Source organism: Pirellulales bacterium, assembly GCA_036490175.1.
Classification (GTDB): Bacteria; Planctomycetota; Planctomycetia; order Pirellulales; family JACPPG01; genus JACPPG01.
This window is the reverse complement of record DASXEJ010000195.1, coordinates 1-23,350: the sequence shown is the minus strand read 5'-3', so window position 1 is coordinate 23,350 and position 23,350 is coordinate 1. Positions and strand designations below refer to the sequence as shown.

At 60.9% G+C, this 23,350-nt stretch carries 20 protein-coding genes; 15 read left to right on the top strand and 5 right to left on the bottom strand.

Annotated elements, in window-relative coordinates:
* On the top strand, positions 1 to 683 hold a 683-nt coding region (locus tag VGG64_14130), incomplete at its 5' end, for a GNAT family N-acetyltransferase (GenBank protein HEY1600743.1).
* A 98-nt stretch (positions 684 to 781) separates the two neighbouring features.
* Here VGG64_14130 and VGG64_14125 read toward each other — a convergent pair.
* Both VGG64_14125 and VGG64_14120 read right to left on the bottom strand, forming a co-directional pair.
* Positions 782 to 1,183: a GlsB/YeaQ/YmgE family stress response membrane protein gene (locus VGG64_14125; GenBank protein HEY1600742.1), complete on the bottom strand. Its 402-nt coding sequence runs from the start codon at positions 1,181 to 1,183 to the stop codon at positions 782 to 784.
* 545 nt (positions 1,184 to 1,728) lie between these two features.
* Entirely contained in the window at positions 1,729 to 2,154 is a 426-nt protein-coding gene (locus tag VGG64_14120) for a hypothetical protein (protein ID HEY1600741.1), read from the bottom strand.
* Between the two features lie 483 nt (positions 2,155 to 2,637).
* Between VGG64_14120 and VGG64_14115 the strand changes: the two genes are divergently transcribed.
* The gene (locus tag VGG64_14115) at positions 2,638 to 6,411 is read left to right on the top strand and encodes a CHAT domain-containing protein (GenBank protein ID HEY1600740.1); all 3,774 of its coding nucleotides are present in this window, start codon (positions 2,638 to 2,640) and stop codon (positions 6,409 to 6,411) included.
* Positions 6,412 to 6,636: 225 nt separating this feature from the next.
* Positions 6,637 to 7,944 (top strand): MFS transporter, encoded by a 1,308-nt coding sequence (locus tag VGG64_14110; GenBank protein ID HEY1600739.1) that lies wholly within the window; start codon positions 6,637 to 6,639, stop codon positions 7,942 to 7,944.
* Between the two features lie 8 nt (positions 7,945 to 7,952).
* Here the strand turns inward: VGG64_14110 and VGG64_14105 are convergent, their stop codons facing one another.
* The 3 genes from VGG64_14105 to VGG64_14095 all read right to left on the bottom strand — a co-directional run bounded on the left by VGG64_14105 (position 7,953) and on the right by VGG64_14095 (position 10,054).
* The gene (locus VGG64_14105) at positions 7,953 to 9,125 is read right to left on the bottom strand and encodes an aldose 1-epimerase family protein (protein ID HEY1600738.1); all 1,173 of its coding nucleotides are present in this window, start codon (positions 9,123 to 9,125) and stop codon (positions 7,953 to 7,955) included.
* A 197-nt stretch (positions 9,126 to 9,322) separates the two neighbouring features.
* Positions 9,323 to 9,769: a cupin domain-containing protein gene (locus tag VGG64_14100; protein HEY1600737.1), complete on the bottom strand. Its 447-nt coding sequence runs from the start codon at positions 9,767 to 9,769 to the stop codon at positions 9,323 to 9,325.
* 96 nt (positions 9,770 to 9,865) lie between these two features.
* Positions 9,866 to 10,054, bottom strand: coding sequence for a hypothetical protein (locus VGG64_14095; GenBank protein HEY1600736.1), 189 nt, complete (start codon positions 10,052 to 10,054; stop codon positions 9,866 to 9,868).
* 159 nt (positions 10,055 to 10,213) lie between these two features.
* On the opposite strand from VGG64_14095, the gene VGG64_14090 reads away from it, so the two are divergent.
* The 12 genes from VGG64_14090 to VGG64_14035 all read left to right on the top strand — a co-directional run.
* Complete coding sequence (locus tag VGG64_14090; protein HEY1600735.1) at positions 10,214 to 11,476, top strand: hypothetical protein; 1,263 nt, start codon at positions 10,214 to 10,216, stop codon at positions 11,474 to 11,476.
* 28 nt (positions 11,477 to 11,504) lie between these two features.
* Positions 11,505 to 12,563, top strand: a complete 1,059-nt coding sequence (locus VGG64_14085; GenBank protein ID HEY1600734.1) for a TIM barrel protein — start codon at positions 11,505 to 11,507, stop codon at positions 12,561 to 12,563.
* A 202-nt stretch (positions 12,564 to 12,765) separates the two neighbouring features.
* Positions 12,766 to 13,923 carry a Gfo/Idh/MocA family oxidoreductase gene (locus tag VGG64_14080; GenBank protein HEY1600733.1) on the top strand — a complete coding sequence of 386 codons (1,158 nt, stop codon included), beginning with the start codon at positions 12,766 to 12,768 and terminating at the stop codon, positions 13,921 to 13,923.
* A gap of 20 nt (positions 13,924 to 13,943) precedes the next feature.
* Positions 13,944 to 14,621 (top strand): hypothetical protein, encoded by a 678-nt coding sequence (locus VGG64_14075; protein HEY1600732.1) that lies wholly within the window; start codon positions 13,944 to 13,946, stop codon positions 14,619 to 14,621.
* A 16-nt stretch (positions 14,622 to 14,637) separates the two neighbouring features.
* Positions 14,638 to 15,498 (top strand): sugar phosphate isomerase/epimerase, encoded by an 861-nt coding sequence (locus VGG64_14070; GenBank protein ID HEY1600731.1) that lies wholly within the window; start codon positions 14,638 to 14,640, stop codon positions 15,496 to 15,498.
* A gap of 111 nt (positions 15,499 to 15,609) precedes the next feature.
* Positions 15,610 to 16,326 carry an SMC-Scp complex subunit ScpB gene (locus VGG64_14065; protein ID HEY1600730.1) on the top strand — a complete coding sequence of 239 codons (717 nt, stop codon included), beginning with the start codon at positions 15,610 to 15,612 and terminating at the stop codon, positions 16,324 to 16,326.
* A gap of 391 nt (positions 16,327 to 16,717) precedes the next feature.
* Entirely contained in the window at positions 16,718 to 17,419 is a 702-nt protein-coding gene (gene rpe / locus VGG64_14060) for a ribulose-phosphate 3-epimerase (protein ID HEY1600729.1), read from the top strand.
* 75 nt (positions 17,420 to 17,494) lie between these two features.
* Positions 17,495 to 18,076 carry a histidine phosphatase family protein gene (locus VGG64_14055; protein HEY1600728.1) on the top strand — a complete coding sequence of 194 codons (582 nt, stop codon included), beginning with the start codon at positions 17,495 to 17,497 and terminating at the stop codon, positions 18,074 to 18,076.
* A 215-nt stretch (positions 18,077 to 18,291) separates the two neighbouring features.
* Positions 18,292 to 19,143, top strand: a complete 852-nt coding sequence (gene accD, locus VGG64_14050; protein HEY1600727.1) for an acetyl-CoA carboxylase, carboxyltransferase subunit beta — start codon at positions 18,292 to 18,294, stop codon at positions 19,141 to 19,143.
* 163 nt (positions 19,144 to 19,306) lie between these two features.
* The gene (locus VGG64_14045; protein ID HEY1600726.1) at positions 19,307 to 20,182 is read left to right on the top strand and encodes a serine/threonine-protein kinase; all 876 of its coding nucleotides are present in this window, start codon (positions 19,307 to 19,309) and stop codon (positions 20,180 to 20,182) included.
* Positions 20,183 to 20,548: 366 nt separating this feature from the next.
* Complete coding sequence (locus VGG64_14040) at positions 20,549 to 22,813, top strand: oligopeptide transporter, OPT family (protein HEY1600725.1); 2,265 nt, start codon at positions 20,549 to 20,551, stop codon at positions 22,811 to 22,813.
* 39 nt (positions 22,814 to 22,852) lie between these two features.
* Positions 22,853 to 23,350 (top strand): S46 family peptidase (locus VGG64_14035; protein ID HEY1600724.1); only part of this gene is annotated, 498 nt, incomplete at its 3' end.

The following is a 23,350-nucleotide window of genomic DNA, read 5'->3' as shown; positions in this document are numbered from 1 at the left end:
TCGAGTTGACGGGCACCTGGGAAGACTACTGGGCCGGGCGCGATGGGCACTTTCGTGGTAACGTGCGGCGCGGCGAGCGAAAGCTACGCACCGGCGGCGACGTGCAGTCTGTCCGTTATCGCCCGCGCGGCGAGTCACATGGTGACGCGGATCCTCGCTGGGATCTGTACGACAAGTGCGTCGACGTCGCGGCCAAGAGTTGGCAAGGTTCTTCCACGACCGGCACCACCATGTCGCATGAGGCCATTCGCAAGTTCCTACGCGACGCACATTCTGCCGCCGTTCGCGCCGGCGCGGTCGATGTCAATCTGCTGCTGCTCGACGGCCGTCCGGCGGCCTTCATGTACAACTACCACTACCAAGGACATGTTTCGGGACTACGGATGGGATTCGATGCGAACATCTCGCGCGACGGCGCCGGCAATGTCCTGGTGCAGTCGCTGGTTCGCGACAGCTACGAACGGGGCGATCGAGTATTCGACTTGGGCCCCGGCTACGAACCCTACAAGCGCCACTGGCGCACCTCGCTCGTCTCCAGCTACCGTTACAGCTACTTTGCCCCCACGGCGCTACGAGCGCAAGCCCTGCATATCAAGCGCCGTGTGTGGGGATGGATTGGCGATCGACGCCAAGCTTTGAGTACTCGATCGCAGCGCACTGCGGGGTCGCCGCGCTACGCCTGAATGCGCTTGCCTCGTGTACTTCACGTCACCAACGGTAGCGGATCATTGCCAGGCAACGGTCATCGAGGAGATATCGGCAGACGACGGTAATCGTGCCGTTAATCTCGATACGTCCGCTCTTGATAGAGGGGCGGGCGTCGACCGCGATACTCGCGGCGGCCAAAATAAGGTCGCGGGATGTAGCCCTCGCCATCCTCGCGGATGACGTACCCGGCCAATAGCCTGTAGAAGAACAACAGCAAAAAGGCGCCACCGGTCGCCACCACGAATCCCACCGGCGTCAACGGCGACACCCGGTACTCGGGCACAAAGAACGACAAGATGCCGCAGCCGACAACGGCGCCGCCAATGCCGATCCCCAAGGTGGCAACGGCTCCGCCCGGATCGCGGCCAGGCATGATCGCCTTGGCGAGCAGCCCCGAGACAGTGCCAAACCCGATCCACACGAATGCTTCGTTAAACCACGTTTGGACTGCCTGGCTGATGTCTGGATCGGGCATGACCTGAGAATCCTCGCGCGCCGGCCTTAAAACTCGCGGTGTCCATTTCCCATCGAGCCTGTCGCTCGAAGTCGTTCCCCTCAGCTCGCTAACCGCGCCCGCGCGGTCGGCAGCCGCGAAGTTATCCGCGGCGCCGCCAATAGGGCACCGCGCGCAGTCCATTCACTCCCACGTGGGAGTGAATACGCTATTTTCACTCTTCGCCTACCGGTGACCGCACAGCGCTTGGTCAGCGCCAAACGGTCACCAGCGGCGAAGAGCGTCGGTCCCCCCCTATGCGCCTTCGAGCGTGGCCAAATCTAGTCCGCCGTTACGGCGGTACGCACGCCTGTGCTCGGCCTCGATCCAAGGCGTCCGACAAAACCGGTAGGCAGCGAGGGAGTCGTTTCGAATCGGCAGGTAACCGCGCTGGGACGCGCCGCAGCAGCTCTTGCGAACTGGCCGCACACCTCGAGCACGTGGTCGCTCGCTTACTCGTTTACTCCATCGCTGCCGTGGCTCGGCTGCCCGCCGAGCCTTTTTGCAGCCTCAATACGTTTGTTCGATTAGGGATTGAATGGGTCGCCTTCGGCTGGCTCGTCGCCAACGGGGGGCGGTGGTGCATCGGCCGGAGGAACTCCGACAGGCGGACCTGCTGGCGGTCCAACGGCGGGTCCGCCTGCGCCCAGCGGCGGACCTAGCGGCGCATCGCCCGGCAGCAGACCTGGAATGGGTGCACCGTCGGCCGGAGCAAGTGGTCCGGAACCTGGCTTTGCCGCGCGCCCGGTCCCGTATGTCTTCATCGCCGCGGCTTCCCGCGACAGCTTGAATTCAGGACCCGGCGGAAAGTATTGAATGTCGTCTTGTAGCCAATAGGGGCTGGGCAAAGTCTGGCCGGCATAGTCGCTTTGGCATCCGACGCTGCTCATCACCGCGAGCAGCCCAATGCTGCACACGCATGCCTTGATCGAGCCGAGGTCTGACCGAGCCATCTGAATTTCCTGGTCGAAGTGCCGTAGCGGCTTCCGGCGTCCTCAGAAACCGAAAAAACTCTGTAACCGCTATAACCGGCAGAATTGCTACCCACGTTTATCGTCCTCAGCCTCGCAGGACTTTCGGCCGATTTCCGAAAAACCGTAATGGTAGCACCCGCGAAGGTGGTTTTTTTCCTGAGCCATTCGGCAGGCCTCCTAGCTGGCATATCAGCAGAGCGAATCGGGGGTGATGCTCTAAAGTCCTTTGCCGGCAGCCGTTTTGGCGCTATTTCCCACGTCGCGCAGGATTGTCCGCTATCGCTCAAGACACCTCCCGATTTTTGCCAAGCGCCTGACGAGCCTGTATGCTGGAGGTTGCACGGTGAGCGGTAATCACTTCCCCCCATAGGCACCGGCAACCGCCTGTCTGGACAACAGGCCTGCGCTCGACGGCCCCCGCTTCGGGAAACTGCGCCGCTAGCTGCAAGAGGAGGACAACACGTGCCCGAAACAGTGCTCCGGCACTTAGTTTGTTACTCGCGGCGTGGCAGGCGCGCGATTGTCCGCGTCGGGCTACTGCTGGCATTCGCCGTCGCGTTTTCGCGTTCGGCGACCGCGCAGTTCATGATGTCGGTTCCCTCGATGAGCTACTTCGGGGCCTTCTCGGCATATTATGACGGCGACTACCGCGACGCGACCCAGCGATTTCAGAACGAGGCTCGTGGAGGAATCAAGGCCGGCACCAATCGTTGGATTGATTCCATCTGCACCAACACGATGTTGGGCGAGTGCTATTACCAGATGGGGCAACATCAGCAAGCGCTGGTGCAGTACACGAATGCGCTTCAACTATTTTACGCGTTCAACAATTGGATGGTCAGCGTCCAATTTCAGCCGGGCATTCAGACTGCCAACAATAATGAGTTCAGGCCGATGCCCTGGGGGCGCAGCTCGCGCCAATTCGTGTTGGGACACTACCCAGACACCATTCCCATTATTCAGGGACAGTTTGCGAGCGCGCAAGGCTTGGTGCAGAACGGCGGCGGCGTCGTTCAGAATCCGATTGGCTATTCGATCCATGTTCAGGAAATCGTCCGCTGCACGGCCTTGGCGATGCGCCGTCGGCGCGAGCTGATGGGTCCGGCGTGCGCCCAGGATCAATTGACCAACGACCTGATCACGGCCCTATCGCGTCGGCCCGGACCGCCAAACCACTGGTCGGAATGCTGGATCGACTTGCAACTAGGCATTGCTTACACGTGCGGAAATAAGGAAGTGCAGGCCCGGGCATCGCTCGAGCGGGCCGTACTGGCGGCCGGACAATACGATCACCCCATGACCGGCATGGCGCTGCTGGAACTGGGGCGTCTGGCACTGCTGGGGAGCGACTATGACACGGCGGCCAATTATTTTGCCGAAGCCAGTTACTCGGCCGGCATGTACGGCGACCCGACGGTCGTCGAAGAGGCGCTCCGCTTCGGCCAATTGACGCACCTGATGGCCAACCGGCCAGGGGTTTATCAGCCCCTCATCGCGGCAACTCTGTGGGCCAAAACCAATAGCCTGCGCCAGATGAATGTCTCGATGCAAGTCCTGACCGCCGAATGTTACTGCGTTATGGACCAGCCGCAGACAGCCACCACCCTGCTGGCCAGCGCGGTTTCGACGATTGGTCGTCGAGCCATGTCGATGGGCAAGCTGGGCGCGAGACTCAATTTCACTTCGGCCCTGGCCGCATATCAACAGGGAAATATCGACGCCGGCGACACGAGCGTGGCCCAGGCCATGACATTTCAGAAAAACGGCTCGCTGCGGTTGTTCCATATCGCGCTGGCCGACACGCTGTACGCCAACGGAACAGTGACGCCACGCGTCGCGATGGATCTTTACAACGAAGTGCTGCGCGACCCAACGCCGACGGATTGGAGTACCGATCCGCTGGAAGCGATGTCGCTGATGATCGTGCCCCACAAGCTTGCCTATGAGCACTGGTTTGAGGTGGCGGTCGATCGCAAGGATCACGAGCGGGTGCTAGAGATCAGCGACCTGGCGCGACGCCATCACTTTCTTAATACGTTGGACTTCGGCGGCCGCACGCACAATCTGCGTTGGCTGCTCGAAGGTCCCGAAGACAACCTCGACCAGGCGGCCAAACTCCAGCGCCAAGATCTGCTGGCCCGCTATGCCGACTACGATAAGTTGCATCAACAGGCTCAACAGCTGCGAAAAGAATTGGAGAACGCCCCGCTCGTGGCGGACAGCCCGGCCAGCACGCACGCCCAAAGCGACAAGCTGGCCAAATTGACACAGGTCAGTGCCGAGCAAGAGTTGTTGTTACGGCAGATGTCCGTGGGCCGCGAGCCCTGTTCCTTGATCTTTCCGCCGTTCCGTCCGACGAAGGACGTCAAGGCGGCTTTGTCGCCAGGGCAGGCGATCCTTAGTTTTTTCTCCACGCCGCGGCAGGCGTACGCGATCTTGATGACGCGCGATAAGTACGGCTACTGGAAGGTGCCACGCGACGAGCACTTGATGAAGCCGGTGATGAAGCTGCTGCACGGCCTGGGAAGCGTCGACGTCAATCGTGACGTCACGCCCAAGGATCTCAACGCCGAAAGCTGGCGCGAACCGGCACGCCAGATTTTCGATTCTCTGACCAAAGACTCGCGGGCCGACCTGAAGGCTTTCGAGCAATTAGTCATCGTTCCCGATGGTGTGTTGTGGTACTTACCGTTCGAGGCACTGCTAGTTTCGGATGGCGACCAGCACGTCCCGCTCATGACCAAAGTGCAAATCCGCTATGCGCCGCTGGTCTCGTTGGGAGTCGCCGATCCGCGGCCGCGCCGCGCGGGCGGCACTACCGCCGTCGTCCTGGGCAAGCTCATGCAAGGCAATGACGCCGTGTCGACCGAGGCGGCCTTTGAAGAAATCGACAAGGCGCTGCCCGGGGCCGTCGCGCTGCGTTCTCCGCTGCCCCACGACATTGCCGCCTATTCGACGATGTTCGACGGGCTGATCGTGCTGAACGAAGTTCCCGTGCCCGATGACGATCCCTACGAATGGTCCCCCATGCCGAATGACGCCAAGGGAAATACCGCCATCTCGAACTGGTTTGCGCTGCCTTGGGGTGGACCCGATTTCATCGCTCTGCCGTCCTTCCATACAGCGGCCGAGCGGGCTCTGAAAAAGCCTCCCAGCGAACCGGGCAACGAGGTGTTCCTGTCGGTCTGCGCATTGATGGCGAATGGCGCTAGGACTATTTTGCTCAGCCGCTGGCGAACGGGAGGGCAGTCGAGCGTCGACCTGGTGCGCGAGTTTGTCCAGGAATTACCCCATTCGAGCGCCGCCGAGGCCTGGCAGCGCAGCATGATGCTCGTTTCTGAAAATCCGCTGAACGCATCGGCCGAGCCGCGCCTCCGCTTGACCGCGCGAGAAGAAGCACCCAAGGCCGACAATCCATTTTTCTGGGCCGGCTATCTGCTGGTCGACACCGGTACCCTGCCGCAGGAAATGGCCGACGAGCAGCGTCGGCGGAACGAGGCGGCCGAGCAGGCTCCAGCGGCCGCGAAGCCGGCGATTGCCGGACTTCCCGCGGCGCAGAAAAATCCGTTCGGCAAGCCTGACATCATCGATGAGCCGGCGGCTGTGCCCGGTGCATTCGGCAGTGCCGCTGGTAAAAATCCGAACCCTGCCGCGGCCGCCGCGGCGCCAGGCATTGTCGAAGGCTCGAACAAACTTTTCGATTCTCCTCCTGACAAGAAGCCCATCGGCCAAGTGAACGAATCGGCTCTGGGGGCCGACCCCCAAGTTCAGCCGCCGCCCAGGCGAACGCCGGCCAAGCAGCCGCCGCAGGGTCGCGGCACTCGGAAGCCAAAGTCCACTAAAAACCTGGACGAATATGACGACCAAGGCCAAAAGATTCCCAACAATGCCTGGGACGATGGCACGGGCAACGGCGACGTTCCCGCAAACCGCAAGCGTCCGCGAACAAAAACACCCACGAAATCTTCCAGCAGCAAGCGGGACGGGCCCCCGGCCCCCATTCCGCCGCCGGGCGAGGCGGATCCGGACAACTTCTTCCCTGACGCCCCGCCAGCCGGGGGCGCAGCCCCCGCGAAGAACGCCAAGCCGCCGCGCACCACCAAGACGAAGACTCCTGCGACCAAGCCGGCGAAAGCTCCGCCGGCAGCCGGGCCTCCTGCGCCCATTCCGCCTCCTGCGGATGACACTCCGGCTTCAGGTCCGCCCGCACCGATACCGCCCCCGGCGAATCCCTAGCCAACGGCTGGCATAACCGGATAATGCTCGACGGCAAGGTATCTGCGCGCTGGCACCGATTTTCGCCGCGCAGAATTCGCTAGACCTGCCGGCGGTGAGTCGCGATATTTGACGTCGCGCTTTTGCCACTCTTCGCCGCGCGAATGCGCGGCGCCTTCCTTCGGAGACTGCGGGGCAATGTCCAGGGGCAACTCGTCAGAGATGGCAAAGGGGCCTGCGCGCCACATGCCCCGCTCGGTCCGTCGCCGCGCGCTGCGGTTGGGCTATGCTAACGGTGTCTTATGGTCAGTTGGCAACGGTCTGACAACAGGAACGCTTATCTATTACCTAGCGCAGGAGCTAGGGGCCAAGGGAACCGCGCTGAGTGTGCTGATCGCGGCGCCCACACTGATCGGTCTGTTGCGGTTGATCACGCCCGCGCTGATCGGCCCGCTCGGCGGCATCAAGGCCACCTGTCTCAAGGCGTCCTTTCCCAGCTACGCGCTTCTGGCCGTCGGTCTTCCCACAGTGACCTTGCTGCGCGACCTGCCCCGTACGACGGCGCTCGGCGCTATGATCGCGCTGATTTGCGTGCATCAATTGTTGGAATACGTTGGCAGCGTTGCGCTCTGGTCGTGGCTGGCCGGGCTCGTGCCGCAGCAGATTCGCGGCAGGTACTTCGGCCGCCGCCAGGTGTGGCAACTGGCGTTTTTAATTCCCACGTTGCTGGCCAGCGGTTATTTCACCGACCATTGGAAGACACTTTACAAAACTACTCAACCCGAACGATTACTGTTGGGATACGTCATCCCGAACAGCCTGGGCGCGGCTTTTCTGCTTGCCTCACTCGTGCCACTGTTGCTCATGCCCGACGTGCGTGCTCCGCTGCGGTGCCTACGCGCAGAAGATAACAAAGCGCGCTCGGCACTGGCCGATCCACGTTTCCGCCGTTTGCTCATTTATCGTTGCTGGTTTTCGTTCTTTAACGGCATCACGCAGGCGGCGCAGAACATTTATGTCTACGTCCTCGGCATCGGTGTGCTGCCGATGCAGATGATGCAACTGGGGATGCGTGCCGGACAAATGGCGCTCAGCCCGGCTGTGGGGAGCGCAAGCGATCGGTTCGGCAATCGACCCGTGCTGGAGCTAAGCCAGGCGATTGTGGCGCTCGGCCCGTTGTTTTACTTTTTTGCGTCGCCAGAGCACCCCTGGTGGATCGCCGGCGGTTGGGCAGTCTGGTCGGCCTACGCCGGACTGAACATCTGCCTGACCAATATCATGCTCAAGCTCGCGCCCGCCGACGACAACGCCCGCTACATCGCTTCGTTCGAAGCGTTGGGCGGGGTCGCCTATGGGCTAAGCACTATCGCCGGCGGTGTGCTTCTCGATCGGCTGCGCGGCATGGACTTTCATACTTCGATCGGCACTCTCACGATCGACCACTTCGCACTCTTGTTTCTGATCGGTACCGTAGCGCGAGGGTTGGGCCTGGTATGGCTCGCACGCGTGGAAGAGCCGGGCGCCAAGACGTGGCGCGAGATTCTCGGCCGCTGACGTCCCATCTACCCTTCGACCGGCGACCAGCCGGGTTGAGGACGGTCGAATACGGCTGGCTTCGTGTCGCCGGCGATCGCGCGAATCTCGCCTTCAACCGCGGCCACCCGTTCGGCCGAGCTTAGAATCTCGACTGAGAGGTCAAACGTCCGCGACTGACCCGGCTCGAGCGCCGCGGTACGCCCCTGACGCTCTTCGAACGAGCGCCCGTTCGGATAGTTCGTTGCTGGCTCCAATCCCGTTACATAGCCGTCAGCCTCTGACTGCAGACATTTCCACTGCGTAAAGCAGGGCAGTTGATTCGTATTGTAGCGCAGCACCGCTCCCCGATCCTCGGTGGCCTTCAGCAAGACGGCGGTCTGCCCCTTGTCTTGCGCCGTTAATTTGAACAAATGTACAAATTCCGGCAGTCCCGGTTGCGCGGCAGGGTACGCATTCCAGCTCGCTACATCCGTGGCGGAATGAGAATTTATGGGAACCAACTGCGCGACGGGCGCCATCAGGCTGGCACCCGGCCGCAAGAACGGCATGCCAAAATTGATGTGATACAACAGTTCGAAATCGGTCGGCTCGCCGGACAGGTTCTGCACTACATCGGAAATATGCAACGTGGGCTCGCCGATGCGCAGCCGCACGGTCGAAGTCAGTCGCAACTTGCGGCCGAACAGTCTTGCCTCGTCGACGATACCGGTGGCCGTCATCTCGCCCGCATGCCCATCGACGGTAACTTCCACGCGCCGCGCCGGCAGATTGGCAATACGGCCGTGCAGTGAATACTGCAGTCGCCCGGCGGCATCCCATTCGGGCCCGCCGTTGGACTCCAGCCCACAGCGGCAGAGCCATTCGTCGAAGCCGGTCAACCAACCGATGCCGTTCCCTTCGTGCAAATTAACAAACGTCGGATGCACCGGTCCACTGACCGGCGACCGCCAACCAAGCTCTACATCTCCGCTCGTCACGCGATGAATACCCATGCCGCGCGTGGGAAGTAACGACAACCGCAACGAACCGTTGTCGAGTTCGATCACGTCGACGCCATCGCTCAGGCCGCCGCGCAACACATGCTTCTTTACGCGCAGCCCCTGCACAAGATCGCCGGTAAAATCCGCCGGCCCCAGCTCTAACTCGGGCAAGTAGACACCGTGATCCAGATCGGTTAGCACCCACGCTTGTTTGTTCATGAGAAAAGCCGGAGTTGAGTCGGGGAGGGCAACGGGAAGTCAGCGGCGCATCCAGGTCGTAACCTTAAAGGTCATGAATGTACGATGCCGGGCCAACACTTTCCAGCCATACGTAAAACCGATTCAGCTCGTCTTACTCGTCATTCGATTCCCTAATTGCCAGTCGATGAGTGCTGTACGAACTCGCTCGGCGCAGGTCATTTAACAAACGTCGTGGGCGCTTTGCCCTCCTCTTGCACGAAGAAGACGAGCAACTTGGCAGGCTTCTCCTTGCTGGCGTTGCGACTCACCAGGTGGACGGTGCCTGGCGACTCGTACCACATCTCGCCGGCCGAAAAAGTCTTTAATTCTTCGCCAGCCAATTGGCTTTCGATTTTCCCGTCGACAACGTAGGCAAACACCGCCACGTCATGCCGGTGCTTGGGAGTCGTGCCACCCGGCACATAATCGACGGTGATTACGCCCACCTTCTGAAAGTCTCCCTTCGGCAGCATCTGCTCGAAAACCTTGGATATCTTGCTGCCGCCGGCCGGCGTCTTGGTCTCTTGCGCGGGGTCGTGCGACGAGGCTGCCGTGGCCACGATTCCCAAAACGGTGACGCTGGCGGCGACGATGACGCAATGACGCATGGCGAATCGTGGCATCGATAGCTCCTTGAAGAGGGTGTGCGGAAAACGGCGAGGCAGGGCGAGTACAGGCCGCCCAAATTGTATCTATCACTGCTAGACGGTTCATCGCACTCATTTGTGACGACCGGCAGCGACCGACGTTACACATGCCTCGCCATCGCCGGCACGGCAACCTCGCTGAAAACTGGGGGTGAAGTTCTCCATGCCGGCGGCTGCCAGCACACGAATTGTGCGGAGAGCGGCGCGCTCCAAAGCCACCTCGACGTCTATCAAGTTGGTCTGGAAAAGTGCCACGCCCACGTCGCTCAAATCCAATCACCGGCAAACTTTGCCGCCCACTACCACACGCCGCACGGCCGCTTGCCAGCGCGGCGGTGAGCGAATAAAACAAGTCCTTTGCTGCGAATGATTTGCCCGGCCGCCGACGGTCGGGCTTTACTCCGGAGTTGGGCGGTAAATATGGCGACTGCGACGATCTCGACCAAGGATATTGTGGCCAAGGACAACGTCAGCGCGATTCTCGATCGGGCTATGGATGCCGGCGGCGGCCTGCTGCGGCTCACGCCTACCTGGGTTCCCCGCAGCTTTCTGCATCCCGGCAAGCGGATCAAGCTCGCACCGACCGATTGGTACGCCTACGGTGCTCATCGCGGCGGCATCGACGAACGTTGGTTCGCCAGCACCACCGAAGCGGCCAACGACAACCGCACCCCCGACGAAGGATTGAGCTACGTCACGTTCGACAAGCAGCGATTTACCCTCCGCGACGCGGTGGCCGAAGGGGGCGAGCGTCTAGTCGGCAGCGGGATCTTCGCCAAGTACAAACGTTGGCCCGTGTACTCGAAGTTTTTCGACAACATGGGGCCGATCCCCCACCACATGCACCAGAAGTTCGAGCATGCGGCGTTGACTGGGCAGGAAGGTAAGCCCGAGAGTTACTACTTTCCGCCACAACTGAACAACGTCGACAACAATTTCGCGTATACGTTCATGGGTCTCGCGCCGGGGACCACGCGCGAGCAATTACGCCGCTGCCTGGAGAATTGGGCGCAAGGTGACAACGGCATTCTCGATCTGTCGGCCGCTTATCGCCTCAAACGTGGCACCGGCTGGCTCATTCCGCCCGGAGTGCTGCACGCCCCGGGCTCGCTCTGCACGTACGAGCCGCAATGGGGCTCCGACGTGTTCGGTATGTTTCAGTCGCTGGTAGAAGGTCGCGAAGTCCCCTGGGCACTATTGGTAAAAGACGTGCCTAAGGACAAGCATCACGATCTGGATTTCATCATCGATCAGCTCGATTGGGAGAAAAACGTCGACACCCATTTTAAAGAGAACAATTACCTGGAGCCGATCGTCGACGAGAGCCACAGCGGCCGGGGCTTTACCGACCGCTGGATCGTCTACGGCACGATCGACGGCGCGCAGTTGTTCAGCGCCAAGGAACTAACGGTCGAGCCGGGCGCCAAGTGTACGTTGAAGGACCCTGGCGCCAGCGGTTGGATCACGGTGCAAGGGCGCGGCCGGATGGGCAAGCTGGCTTTGCAAACGCCCGCCATGATTCATTTCGGCCAGCATACCGAGGATGAAGTCTTCATCACGCACGAAGCAGCCACGGCCGGCGTTGAAATCGAAAACTCTGGCAGCGAGCCATTGGTCGGGCTGCGATACTTTGGCCCCAACACGCACCCGAAGCTGCCCAAAATCGGCGATTACAAGCGATAACTCCCTCGTCCCATCGAGACACGCACGCATGAGCCCCACGCATACCAACAACTTTCCGCGCCTGCACAACGCCGCCTGGCCCGGCGTCGTCGGTAAGGGGCCCGACTCCGAGCCGCCCATCGAGCTGGACACGATGCTCGATTTGACGGCCGCGGCCGAGGTGGATGGCGTCAAGTTCGACGGCGTCGACCTGTTTCTGTTCGCACCCCACGTCGACATTGACTCTTCCGACGAGGATCTGAAGAAGCTGGCCGACAGAGTGCGCGCGCGTAAACTCGTCATTGGCTCGGTCGTCGCGCCGGTCTGGCCTCCCACCGGCGGCGGTTCGGCCATGGGCACGGCCGAAGAACGTGGGAATTTTCTAACCCAGGTGCGCAAAGGCTGTCGCATCGCTAAACGGCTGCGCGAATTGGGCGTCCGTCCCTATGGCGTCGTGCGAATCGATTCCTCAGTCGACCCAGGCACCTGGTCTCAGGGGGACGCGCTATCGAATTCGAAGCGGATCGCGGACACGTTCCGCGAGGCCGCCGTGATTGCCGTCGACCACGGCGAACGACTGGCCGCCGAAGGAGAAATCTGCTGGGGCGGCATGCACAGCTGGAAACGCATGGTGCAATTACTCGAACTTGTCGATCGGCCGAAGACGGTCGGATTTCAAGCCGACATGGCCCATACGCTGCTCTACCTGTTGGGCTATAACGCCCCAGAGGATGCAATCCTGCCAGCGAACTTCGACTGGAAAAATACCGCGGCGCTACAGGATGCGCTCAAGAAACTCACCTCCGCCTTGCGTCCCTGGACGATGGATTTCCATGTCGCGCAGAACGACGGAACAGTCAAGGGTTCGGGCTCGCACGACAAAACGGGAAGGCACTGCCTGCCCGACGACCCAAACGGGCGGCTCAACATCGCCCGCGACGCCGGCCATTGGCTGCGTGACGATAAGGGAGAGCTAACCAAGCAGTTCCGGCACATCTGCTGGGACGGCTGCATGTTCCCCAACGACGTGATGCACCAACCCAAGACATGGAACTCGATCCTGGCCTCGATGATCGCGGTGCGGGACGCGCACGGGTGGAAGCAGTGAAATGACGAATGTAGAGGAGCATTTGTTAGTTGCTATTTGAAATATCGCTCCCTGCCAGAGATTGTTCACAGGGTCGGATGCGCAGAGCCTTTAATCCCCCGGCCCAATTTCTCCTCCCAGGGAAGAGAAGGTATTGAAATCGATTTTAGAAATTCATCCATAGACCTTCGACATCCTCCAGCAGCGACCGGAGCCCAACTGTATGTCTAAGCCACTCAACATCGGCATGATCGGCTACGGCTTCATGGGCCGGGCGCATTCCAACGCTTATCGCCAGGTGAGTCAGTTTTTCAAGCACGAGCACCATCCCGTGCTCAAAGCGTGCTGCGCCCGCAACGCCGAAAAGATCAAAGCGTTCGCCGAGAACTGGGGCTACGAATCATATGAGACCGATTGGCGCCGATTGATCGATCGCAAGGATATCGACGTGATCGATATCGGCAGCCCCAACAACACCCATCGCGAGATCGTGTTGGCGGCGGCGGCGGCGGGCAAGATGATTCTGTGCGAAAAGCCATTAGCCATGACCGTGGCCGAAGGCGAAGAGATGGTCGCCGCGGTCGAAAAGGCCAAGGTCGCCAACATGGTCTGGTTCAATTACCGCCGCGTGCCGGCCATCTCGTTAGCGAAGCAAGTCGTTGACGAAGGTCGCATCGGCCGCCCGTTTCACTACCGCGCGACGTACCTGCAAGACTGGACGATCGCTGACGACGTGCCCCAGGGAGGCGCCGCACTATGGCGGCTGGATGCCGCCGTGGCTGGGTCGGGCGTCACTGGCGACCTGTTGGCCCATTCGATCGATACTGCCGAATGGCTCAATGGCCCGATCCGCCGCGTGACTGCCGCCACCGAGACGTTCGTCAAGGAGCGCACCCACGTCGAAACGGGCAAGAAGCAAGCCGTCAGCATCGACGACGCTTGTATGTTCTTGGCCGTTTTCGCGAACGGCTCGATGGGCACCTTCGAAAGCACGCGTTACGCCCGCGGCCGGAAGAACTACAACACGTTCGAACTCAATGGCGAGCGCGGCAGCGTGTTCTTTGATCTCGAAGATCCGCACATCCTGCAATACTTCAAATATGCCGACCCCAAGAGTGGGGCCAAAATTGAGAGTCATCTCACCGGCTGGCAGCGGGTGAACGTCACCAACTTCGAGCATCCCTACATGGACAAGTGGTGGGTCCCGGGCTGCACGATCGGCTACGAGCACACCTTTATCAACGCACTGGCTGACTTTCTGACGGGCCTGGATACGGGCAAGCCCGTGCAGCCCGACTTCCGAGCCGGACTGCGAACGCAAAAAGTTTGTGACGCGGTGTTGGCCAGCGCCAAGAGTGGTCGCTGGATCGAAATCGATTGAGCAGGAGCGCCAGCCGGTCGATGAATTACTTCGCCCATGGCCGTGCGTTCGTCGACGATCCCTGGTTCTTGGCCGGGACGGCGATTCCGGACTGGCTGAACGTCTCGGATCGGGGCGCGCGTGTACGGCCAAAGCATGCGGAACCGCTGCGGGCGGATGCCGATCCGCGTGTGGCGGCCTTGGTGGGCGGCATCGCGCAACATCACGCAGACGACGCCTGGTTCCACACCACGGCGGCCTTTGCCGATCTGTCGTGGCGATTCGCGGCACGGCTGCGGGACGTGCTGGGAGCCGATGAAGGGATGCGGCCCAGCTTTTTGGGACATATCCTGGTTGAAATATTGTCAGACGCGTCGTTGATTGCCCAAGAACCGGATCGGCTCGAGCGATATTACCAGGCCATGGCCGCGGTCGATCCGGCGTTTGTCGAGTTGGTCGTGAACCGGATTTCGCCGCGGCCGGCCGTCCGCGTGGCGGCCTTCGTTCCGCTGTTTGTACGGGAGAGATTCTTGTCGGACTACGCCGACGATGGCAAACTGTGTTACCGTTTGAATCAGGTCATGCGCCGCGTACGGCTGCCCGCAGTGCCCGAACGCCTGAAAGAGTTTCTGCCCGCAGCCCGAGACGAAGTCGACTCTCGCCTCGAGGAATTGCTCTCGCCCGGACAAATACCCGTACCCTCCGACCCTACGCCGTAGCCCTGAGGAGCTCTCCATGAAGTTTGGGATGAATCTTCTGTTGTGGACCGACAACCTCACAGAGGAGCACCGGCCGGTCGTAGAGAAGCTGAAGCGCATGGGCTATGACGGCATCGAGGCCCCCGTCTTCGATCTCAATCCCGATAAGTTTGCAGCCATCGGTTTGTGGCTCGACGACATGGGGCTCGACCGCACCGCCGTGACTTGTCGCGGCGTGGACGACAACCCGGCTTCGAAGGATCCCAAGGTTCGCGCCGCCGGCGTGGCGAACAACAAGCTGGCCCTGGATTGCTGTCAGGCGGCCGGCATGAAAATTATGGCCGGGCCGTTTCACTCGGCGCTTGGCCACTTTTCCGGCGCCGGCCCCACGGCCGACGAATGGAAATGGGCGGTCGACAGCATGCGGCAAACGGCAGAGCACGCCGACGCCTGCGGAGTGACCCTGGCCGTGGAGTATTTGAATCGGTTCGAGTGCTACCTGCTCAATAGTGCGGCCGATACCGTGCGGTACGTCAAGGATGTCGACCATCCACGCTGCCGCATGATGTACGACACGTTCCATGCCAATATCGAGGAAAAAGACCCCATCCGCGCGATTCATGACTGTGCTGCCCAGACCGTCCACGTCCATATCTCGGAAAACGATCGCGGTACACCGGGCACAGGTAACATTCCGTGGGACGCCACCTTTGATGCGCTGCGCGAGACGGGCTACGACGGATGGCTGATGATCGAAGCTTTTGGTATGGCGCTGCCGGCCCTGGCCGCCGCGACCAAGATTTGGCGGCGCATGTTCAAGACCGAAGATCAGCTCGCACAAGACGGACTGGCCTTTATGAAAAGTGAATGGTCCAAACGTGCCGCAGTCACCGCCTGAGTCGTGGTGGCGCTGAATGCAGTGCAAATCATCGCGATTCGGTGGTCGCGAACCTTAAGCCGTGCAGTGCCGTAAGTTCGAATCGATCCGTGACGGGCAATCTGGTGTGGAATGGACGCTTCGAAAAATCCAGAACCCGAGGATTCGGGCAGCGCACTTAGCCAGGGCCTCTCGCTGGAAGCGTTGACGGCCGGCTTCGCCGAGATGCTCTCCAGCGGCGAGGATCCGTACGCGCCCGCCGAGAGTCCAGTAGGGCCGATCGCAGGCCCGGATGTCGTCACGAGCGCAACAGAACCAGGTCCCGAAATCACGCCGCGGAGCATCGTCGAGGCGATGCTATTCGTAGGTCACCCACAGAACGAACCGCTCGGCAGTCAGCAGATGGCAGCTCTTATGCGGGGCGTGCGCGCATCCGAGGTCGACGAACTGGTGCAGGACCTCAATGAGCAGTACCAGCGCAATGGCTGCCCGTACACGATTCGCAGTCACGCCGGCGGCTACCGACTGGAACTCTGTGAACAGTACGCCGTAGTGCGCGAACGACTGGCGGGCAAGGTGCGCGAGGCGCGGTTGTCGCAAGCGGCGATCGAAGTGCTAGCACTCGTGGCCTACAACAAATCAATGACCAGTGAGGAAATCTCAACGACGCGCGGACGTACCAGCGGCGCCATTCTGGCCCAACTCGTCCGCCGGCAACTTTTGAAAATCGAACGGCCCGAGGGCGCGCCACGCCGCGCATGTTATTCCACGACCGGTCGCTTTCTGCAGCTTTTCGGCTTGAAAAGTCTGGCCGATTTACCACGCAGTCAGGAAACCGACGAACAGTAACATTCGCTGCCGGCTGTTTCGGCCGGAACCACGCACGATCCCCGCCCAATAGTCACAATTTCCGAGGGCAGACATCTTACGGCGACCGCCGTCGAGCCGGGCGAATGAGCGTAACTGATTCCGGCATAATGGGTTGGCAAAGAATATCGGTCCGCGCTGACAGGAACGCAGTGGATTTGCTAGAATTGGGTCGTGCGCGGCCATGACGGCCATGAAGGAATAGGCGTGGTGCCCGCTGAAAACTGCGCACTGTTTTGAGTTACCTCCAAGTTGCCCTCCCCTCGGCAGACGCACAATGAAGTGCGTCTGGTGATCTATAGAGCAGGCTTCGTCCTCGGCACACTCGCAGAACACGCAATCGTGTTCGCTTCTTGCCATCTTTCATTTGGGTATGACCCTACACTCTCCATTTAATCAATTGGGTGCTGCGCTACCTGGCGTGCTCCCTTCGCTGTTAATGTGCGACTTCGGTCACATGGCCGATGAGATCGCGCGCGTCGAGGCGGCGGGTGCGCCCGGGCTGCACCTCGATATTATGGACGGGCATTTCGTCCCGAACCTCAGCTACGGCCTGGCCGTGGTCGAAACCGTGCGGCGGCTGACCAAGCTGCCGATCGAAACACACCTGATGATCACCGAGCCCGAGAAGTGGGTCGAGCGCTATATCAACGCTGGCGCGGACCTGGCGACGATTCACTACGAAGCGACCAAGAACCCCACGGCCGTGTTGCGGCAAATACGCAGTCTGGGCGCCGCGGCGGGATTGGCTCTGAATCCGGAAACACCGCTGTCGGCCATCGAGCCTTGCTTGGCAGATTGCGACACCGTGTTGGTGATGAGCGTACACCCAGGCTTCGGCGGCCAGACCTTCGAGCCAATCGCCCTAGAGAAGCTTCGCGCCCTGCGCGATCGACCTGGGCCGGGGCCATTGCGCGAGATTGACGGAGGAATTCACGAACAAACGATCGGGGAGGCATCCGCAGCCGGCGCACAGCTGTATTCCGTAGGATCAGCGATTTTTCATTCTCAGGACTATCGAGCAACCATCGACCACCTGACCACCTTGGCTCGGACACACCAAACAAGCGCCTAGTTTCCTCATTCGGCAAGCGCGACATCGGTTGAACTAGGCAACCATGTACTCGGCAGCAGGAATTCAAACACCGCAATGTTAAAAATCATCTTGATTCGCCCTGGTGCGTCAGACTTCGTCGACCAGGGGAGGATTCAAGGCACTCTGGATGTTCCGCTCAACGAGCATGGCATCGCTGAAGTTGCCCGACTAACGAGTGAGCTGGCCGGCCAGTCCATCGATGCGATCTACAGCTCGATGTGCCAGCCGGCACAGGCCACCGCCACGGCGATCGCCGAAACTCTGCACGTCAAACTCAAAAAATTGCGCGGCATGCAAAACCTCAACCACGGGCTGTGGCAGGGCATGTGCATCGACGAAGTGAAACGCAAGCAGCCCACCGTTTATCGCCAGTGGCAGGACCAACCCGAAAGCATCCGCCCCCCCGAAGGCGAGACATTAGGCGAAGCCAGCGACCGGGTCGAGCGCGTCATCGACAAACTGCTCAAGCGGCACCGTGACGGGGTAATCGCACTGGTCGTTCCGGAACCACTAGCCTCGTTGGTCAAGGTCCGCCTAGGGCAAGGCAAGTTGGGGGACCTCTGGCGGGCCGCGGGCTGCCACGGCGACTGGCAATTGCTCGAGATCACACCGCAAAACGTGGCCCATAGCGGCTAATCCCACCGCAGCGGCGAGTTCGCGGCCGTTGGGGTCTTCGGATCCGCCACTTCCCTTGGGCCTGCTCTGGGACGAAGATAGCGTCATCGCCAGGACAGCGGGCAAAGGGCCCGGCGGACCGGCATTCTCGGGATTACACACTCGATCGAAACTGCTACGATTGGCACCGTATTATGCCACCAGAAACCACGCCCACGACGTTCGGGAGCGTGCCTTTGAGCACCGGCAAATCTGACGTTCAGACAGGTCAGCCCAGCGTGAAGCACCCCAAGCGCGGTGTGCCCGAGGGTTTGTGGAAGCGCTGCCCCGGCTGCCAGCGGACCATCTTCCGCAAGGAAGCCGACAAGCGGATGGGCGTCTGTCCCGAGTGCGACTACCACTGGTACGTGCCGGCGCAAGAGCGCATCGCGCAATTGCTGGACGAGGGCACGTTCGAGGAATGGTTCTCCGAGTTGCGCCCGACCGATCCGCTGGGATTCGCCGACAAGAAGCCCTACCGTGATCGCATCAAGGAAGAGCAAAAGCGGACAGGCTTGCGCGACGCGGCCGTAGTGGGCACTGGCATGATTCGTGCCCGCCGCGTGGCGTTCGGTGTCACCGACTCGGCCTTCATCATGGGAAGCATGGGAGCTGTCGTCGGTGAGAAGCTCACCCGCACGATTGAGCGGGCCACGGTCGAGCATTTGCCGCTGATCATCGTAAGTGGCTCCGGCGGTGGGGCACGCATGCACGAGGGAATCTTTTCGCTCATGCAAATGGCCAAGGTGTCGGCCGCCTTGGCGCGATACGATGCAGCCAGCGGACTGTTCATCTCTGTTCTTACGAATCCAACGATGGGGGGCGTCGCCGCCAGCTTCGCGTCGCTGGGCGATGTGGTATTCGCCGAACCAAGGGCTTTGATCGGCTTCGCGGGTCCGCGCGTAATTCAGGCCGCCATTCGCATCGAGCTACCCAAGGGATTCCAGACCAGCGAATTCCTGCTGGAGCACGGCTTCATCGACCGCATTGTCCGCCGCTCGGACTTGAAGAGCGAGATCGCCCGGACGATCGACTATTGCGGCAAATAGGCCGCGGTCGGCGTGGTACTGCGCCATCGGTTCGGCCTCCGTTGCCTTGATGCTTCTGCGCCTGCGGCCTAGAGTGAACGACAGGGAGCCTCGACGCGCGCCAGGCATCGGCTGCAGTAGGTTCGCGCCGGCGACGGCCAGCAACATGTTGTATTAGGTGACTATGGGACTTTTCGACAGCCTCAAAACGGTGCTCTCCGGGGGGCGCGTCGACGTCCGCGGCAATTATGAGTTCATGCGCGAAGCCATCTCGGGCACGATGTCCAAATTCTACATGGCGCGCGAACGTAAGACCGGCTCCGTCGTCGGGTTGAAGATCCTCGACCCCAAAAAAAACGTCGAATTCGAAGCCCGCTTCAAAGGGCTTAAGAAGCCGTTCGAGGGGGAAATCGTTCAGGCCATTTCGCACCCGCACGTGGTGCGCGTGCTGTCTTATGGGACGACCCTGCAAGGGGAGCCATTCGTGGTCATGGAGTTCATCGATGGCCCGGGGCTCAATTCGCTGGTGATTGGCCGCAGCCCGCTGTTGGATGGCCGTCGTGTGAGCCTCATCCGCCAGGCGGCCGAGGCCTTAGGCGCGGTACACCAGGCCGGCTACATCCATCGCGATGTCTGCCCTCGCAATTTCATGGTATCGCCCGACGGCAAGCATCTGACCCTCATCGACTTTGGCCTGACGGTGCCGGCCACGCCGCAGTTCATGCTGCCAGGCAATCGGACGGGCACACCCAACTACATGGCGCCGGAACTAGTCAAACGCTTGGCAACCGACCAACGGCTGGACGTGTTTTCGTTTGGCGTCAGTGCCTACGAGATTTGCACGTTCAATCTTCCCTGGGAGCGGGGGACTGACGGCCGGGCGGCGATGACGCACGCCATGCACCCCCCGGTCGAAATCCTGAAGTATCGGCCCAAGATCGATCCTGTGCTGGCCAAGGCCATCATGTCGTGCGTCGAGCCACAAGTTGGTAAGCGATGCCCGTCTATGGAGCATTTCTTGCAGTCGATCCGCGATGTCAAGTCGGAAGACCAGGCCTAGCGCCTCGGCACCTTGATCTCTAATCGGCGCGCTCGAATCGAACTCATGCTGGGCCGCCGCACAGAAGCCCCGCCCAAGGCCGTCCCACGGCATGCGCCGTCCCACCCTGCCGACCATCTGTCGGTAACGACCCAGCTTTCACCCCTTTCCGGGCTTGCATTCCGGCGGCGAACCGGCCACCTTTAGCACAGAACGCGACGGCGGGTAGCCGAACAGACCCGCAGAAAATCGGCGACCGAGGGGGGAGAATCAAACGCCAGGGACCGATCCACAGGCCCCCAGCGTCCCCACGACGATAACCGAAGGCTGGAACCGGCCTGTGCCGGTGGGAAACGCCGGCGAGACAACCGAACGGAGTATTGTTGGATGGCAGCACCTGCTACGAGCGAGCCGCGCTCTTCCAAGCCGCCCGTTGTGCCGGGGCACGATCCGTACGTCCCCGAATCGAGCGACATGGCCGAGTTCACCTTGCCGGCCGTGTTGGTCGGCGCCGTGTTGGGCATCGTCTTCGGGGCATCATCGTTGTACTTGGTGCTCAAGGTCGGGTTGACGGTCTCCGCGTCGATCCCCGTGGCCGTATTGTCGATCACCCTGTTTCGACTCTTTTCGCGGATGTTCGGTATCCGGCGGGCGACGATTCTGGAAAACAACATCGTGCAGACCACTGGGTCGGCCGGAGAATCGATTGCCTTCGGCGTCGGCGTCACTATTCCAGCACTCATGCTGCTGGGCATGGATATGGAGCTGACACGCGTCATGACCGTGGGCGTGCTGGGCGGACTGCTCGGCATTTTGATGATGATCCCCTTGCGGCGGGCCTTCATCGTCAAGCAACACGGCAAACTGAAATACCCCGAGGGTACGGCCTGCGCTGATGTGCTTATCGTCGGCGAGGAAGGAGGAGCCACGGCGGCAACCGTTTTCACCGGATTCGGCCTGGCGTTCCTTCACAAGTTCGTGATGACTGGCTTGCACCTTTGGAAAGACGAAGTTAATCAGCCGTTGACAACGGCCTCGGGCAAAGGCCTGCGCGGCGGACTTGTCGGCGGTGAACTAACGCCCGAGCTTCTAGGCGTGGGCTACATCATCGGCCCGCGCATCGCCTCGATCATGCTGGCCGGCGGCGTGCTCGCCTACCTGGTGCTCACGCCGATGGTCTTCCGATTTGGTGACCCGAGCCTGTTGCCTTCCGGCGCATCGGCCAAGGCAATTGCCGAGGCCGTCGGTAACGTCCGCATCAACTACATTCTCTATATCGGCGCCGGCGCCGTGGCGGCAGGCGGCATCATCAGCATGTTGCAAGCCATGCCGCTGATCTTCAGTTCCTTGCGAGCCGGGTTGCGCGATTTGGGGCCCTCGGCCGGCAAGTCAGCGGGCAGCGGCCTGCGCACCGAGCGCGATCTGCCGTTGACCGTCGTCCTGTTGGGAGCCGCTGTGTTGGTGTTGGCGATGGCGGCGATTCCCAATCTGGGGTTGGGGGTCACGATGCACGGTCTCACGGGCGCGGGACTAATCGTGGTCTTTGGATTTCTGTTCGTGACGGTATCGTCGCGATTGACCGGCGAAATCGGTTCCTCGTCGAATCCGATTTCCGGTATGACCGTGGCAACGCTGCTGCTCACCTGCCTGGTTTTTCTGGCGATGGGCCAAACCGATCGAGCCGCGACGTTGACCGCCATGACCGTGGCAGCGATCGTCTGCGTCGCCGCAAGTAACGGTGGTACGACGTCGCAAGATCTAAAAACGGGCTATCTGGTCGGCGCTACACCGCGCTGGCAACAGATTGCGATCCTGATCGGAGCGCTGACAAGTGCCCTGGCCATCGGCGGCATTCTGTTGCTGTTGAACAACGCTGGCACGGTTTGGACCAGAAAACCGGAAAATCTACCGCGCTACATCGTGCCCGATGTGGACAAGCTCAAACACAAGGAAAAGCCCGGCGGGCAGTATGCCAACGACGATCACGAATACTTTGTATGGCACGCGACCGAAGGCCTGGTCCGTGGCGTGCCCCAGGGTAAGTACCTGGTCAACGATCGTGGCCAAATTGCTTATCTGGTCGACCCTGGCATTAATGGCCGCATCAAGGTGCGCGACGACGGCTCCGAGGTACCCAATAAATTCTCGGCGCCGAAGACGCGCCTCATGGCGTTGATTATCGACGGCATCCTGCAGCAACGATTGCCCTGGGAGTTGGTGTTCATCGGCGTGCTGATTGCCGTGACGCTGGAGTTAGCCGGCGTCCCGTCGCTGCCCTTTGCCGTTGGCGTTTATCTGCCGATTCAATCGTCGGTGCCGATTTTTGTCGGGGGCGCCGTGCGCTGGCTGGTCGACAAGGTCAAACGACAGTCCGAAGCGGAGGCCGACATGAGTCCAGGCGTCTTGCTCAGTTCCGGCTACATTGCCGGCGGCGCAATCGCGGGGGTCATCGTGGCGTTTTTTGGCTTCGTTCCCTCTTGGCTCGATGCGATCAGCCTGGCGCGGTTTATGCCGCAAGGTTGGGTCGACAGCAATTGGCCTTCGGTCGTCGCGTTCAGTGCTTTGATTCTGCTGTTGGCCCTGACGGGCTTTGGGCTGTTGTTTCGTAACGCGACCGCCGCGGCACCTGCCAAGCCTGCCAAGACTCGCTAAAAACTGGTCTTAACCGTACACCCTTCGAGATAAGTCACCATGTTGCGCCGCCGATTTTGCGTCACCCTCCTGGGAGTCTTGTTCATGAGTTTCGCCGCGGCTGAATCGTTGCAAGCTGACGAGGGAATGTGGCTGTTCACCAATCCGCCAGATAAGGCGCTCAAGGAGAAGTACGGCTTCGAGCCCTCGGCCGAATGGCTGAAGCACGTACGGCAATCGTCCGTGCGATTCAACAGCGGTGGCTCCGGGTCATTCGTCTCGTCTGATGGCCTGGTGATGACCAACCATCACGTGGGGGCTGACTGCCTGCAAAAGCTCAGCACGCCCGAAAAGGATTTGATCAAGACCGGCTTTCATGCCCGCAAACACGAAGACGAGGTCAAGTGCGTCGACCTGGAGTTGAACGTATTGGTCGACATCGAAGACGTGACCGACCGCGTGAAAGCGGCCGTCAAAGAAGGGACCGACGCCAGCGAGGCCCGCAAACAACGCCTGGCGGTGATGAACACGATCGAAAAGGAATCGTTCGATAAGACC

What these genes read in the sequence shown, in the direction of transcription:
- VGG64_14125 (HEY1600742.1), bottom strand. Translation starts at nt 1,183, where the DNA reads ATGCCCGATCCAGACATCAGCCAGGCAGTCCAAACGTGGTTTAACGAA.
- VGG64_14120 (HEY1600741.1), bottom strand. Translation starts at nt 2,154, where the DNA reads ATGGCTCGGTCAGACCTCGGCTCGATCAAGGCATGCGTGTGCAGCATT.
- VGG64_14110 (HEY1600739.1), top strand. Translation starts at nt 6,637, where the DNA reads ATGCCCCGCTCGGTCCGTCGCCGCGCGCTGCGGTTGGGCTATGCTAAC.
- VGG64_14105 (HEY1600738.1), bottom strand. Translation starts at nt 9,125, where the DNA reads ATGAACAAACAAGCGTGGGTGCTAACCGATCTGGATCACGGTGTCTAC.
- VGG64_14100 (HEY1600737.1), bottom strand. Translation starts at nt 9,769, where the DNA reads ATGCCACGATTCGCCATGCGTCATTGCGTCATCGTCGCCGCCAGCGTC.
- VGG64_14090 (HEY1600735.1), top strand. Translation starts at nt 10,214, where the DNA reads ATGGCGACTGCGACGATCTCGACCAAGGATATTGTGGCCAAGGACAAC.
- VGG64_14085 (HEY1600734.1), top strand. Translation starts at nt 11,505, where the DNA reads ATGAGCCCCACGCATACCAACAACTTTCCGCGCCTGCACAACGCCGCC.
- VGG64_14080 (HEY1600733.1), top strand. Translation starts at nt 12,766, where the DNA reads ATGTCTAAGCCACTCAACATCGGCATGATCGGCTACGGCTTCATGGGC.
- VGG64_14075 (HEY1600732.1), top strand. Translation starts at nt 13,944, where the DNA reads ATGAATTACTTCGCCCATGGCCGTGCGTTCGTCGACGATCCCTGGTTC.
- VGG64_14070 (HEY1600731.1), top strand. Translation starts at nt 14,638, where the DNA reads ATGAAGTTTGGGATGAATCTTCTGTTGTGGACCGACAACCTCACAGAG.
- VGG64_14065 (HEY1600730.1), top strand. Translation starts at nt 15,610, where the DNA reads ATGGACGCTTCGAAAAATCCAGAACCCGAGGATTCGGGCAGCGCACTT.
- rpe (HEY1600729.1), top strand. Translation starts at nt 16,718, where the DNA reads ATGACCCTACACTCTCCATTTAATCAATTGGGTGCTGCGCTACCTGGC.
- VGG64_14055 (HEY1600728.1), top strand. Translation starts at nt 17,495, where the DNA reads ATGTTAAAAATCATCTTGATTCGCCCTGGTGCGTCAGACTTCGTCGAC.
- VGG64_14045 (HEY1600726.1), top strand. Translation starts at nt 19,307, where the DNA reads ATGGGACTTTTCGACAGCCTCAAAACGGTGCTCTCCGGGGGGCGCGTC.
- VGG64_14040 (HEY1600725.1), top strand. Translation starts at nt 20,549, where the DNA reads ATGGCAGCACCTGCTACGAGCGAGCCGCGCTCTTCCAAGCCGCCCGTT.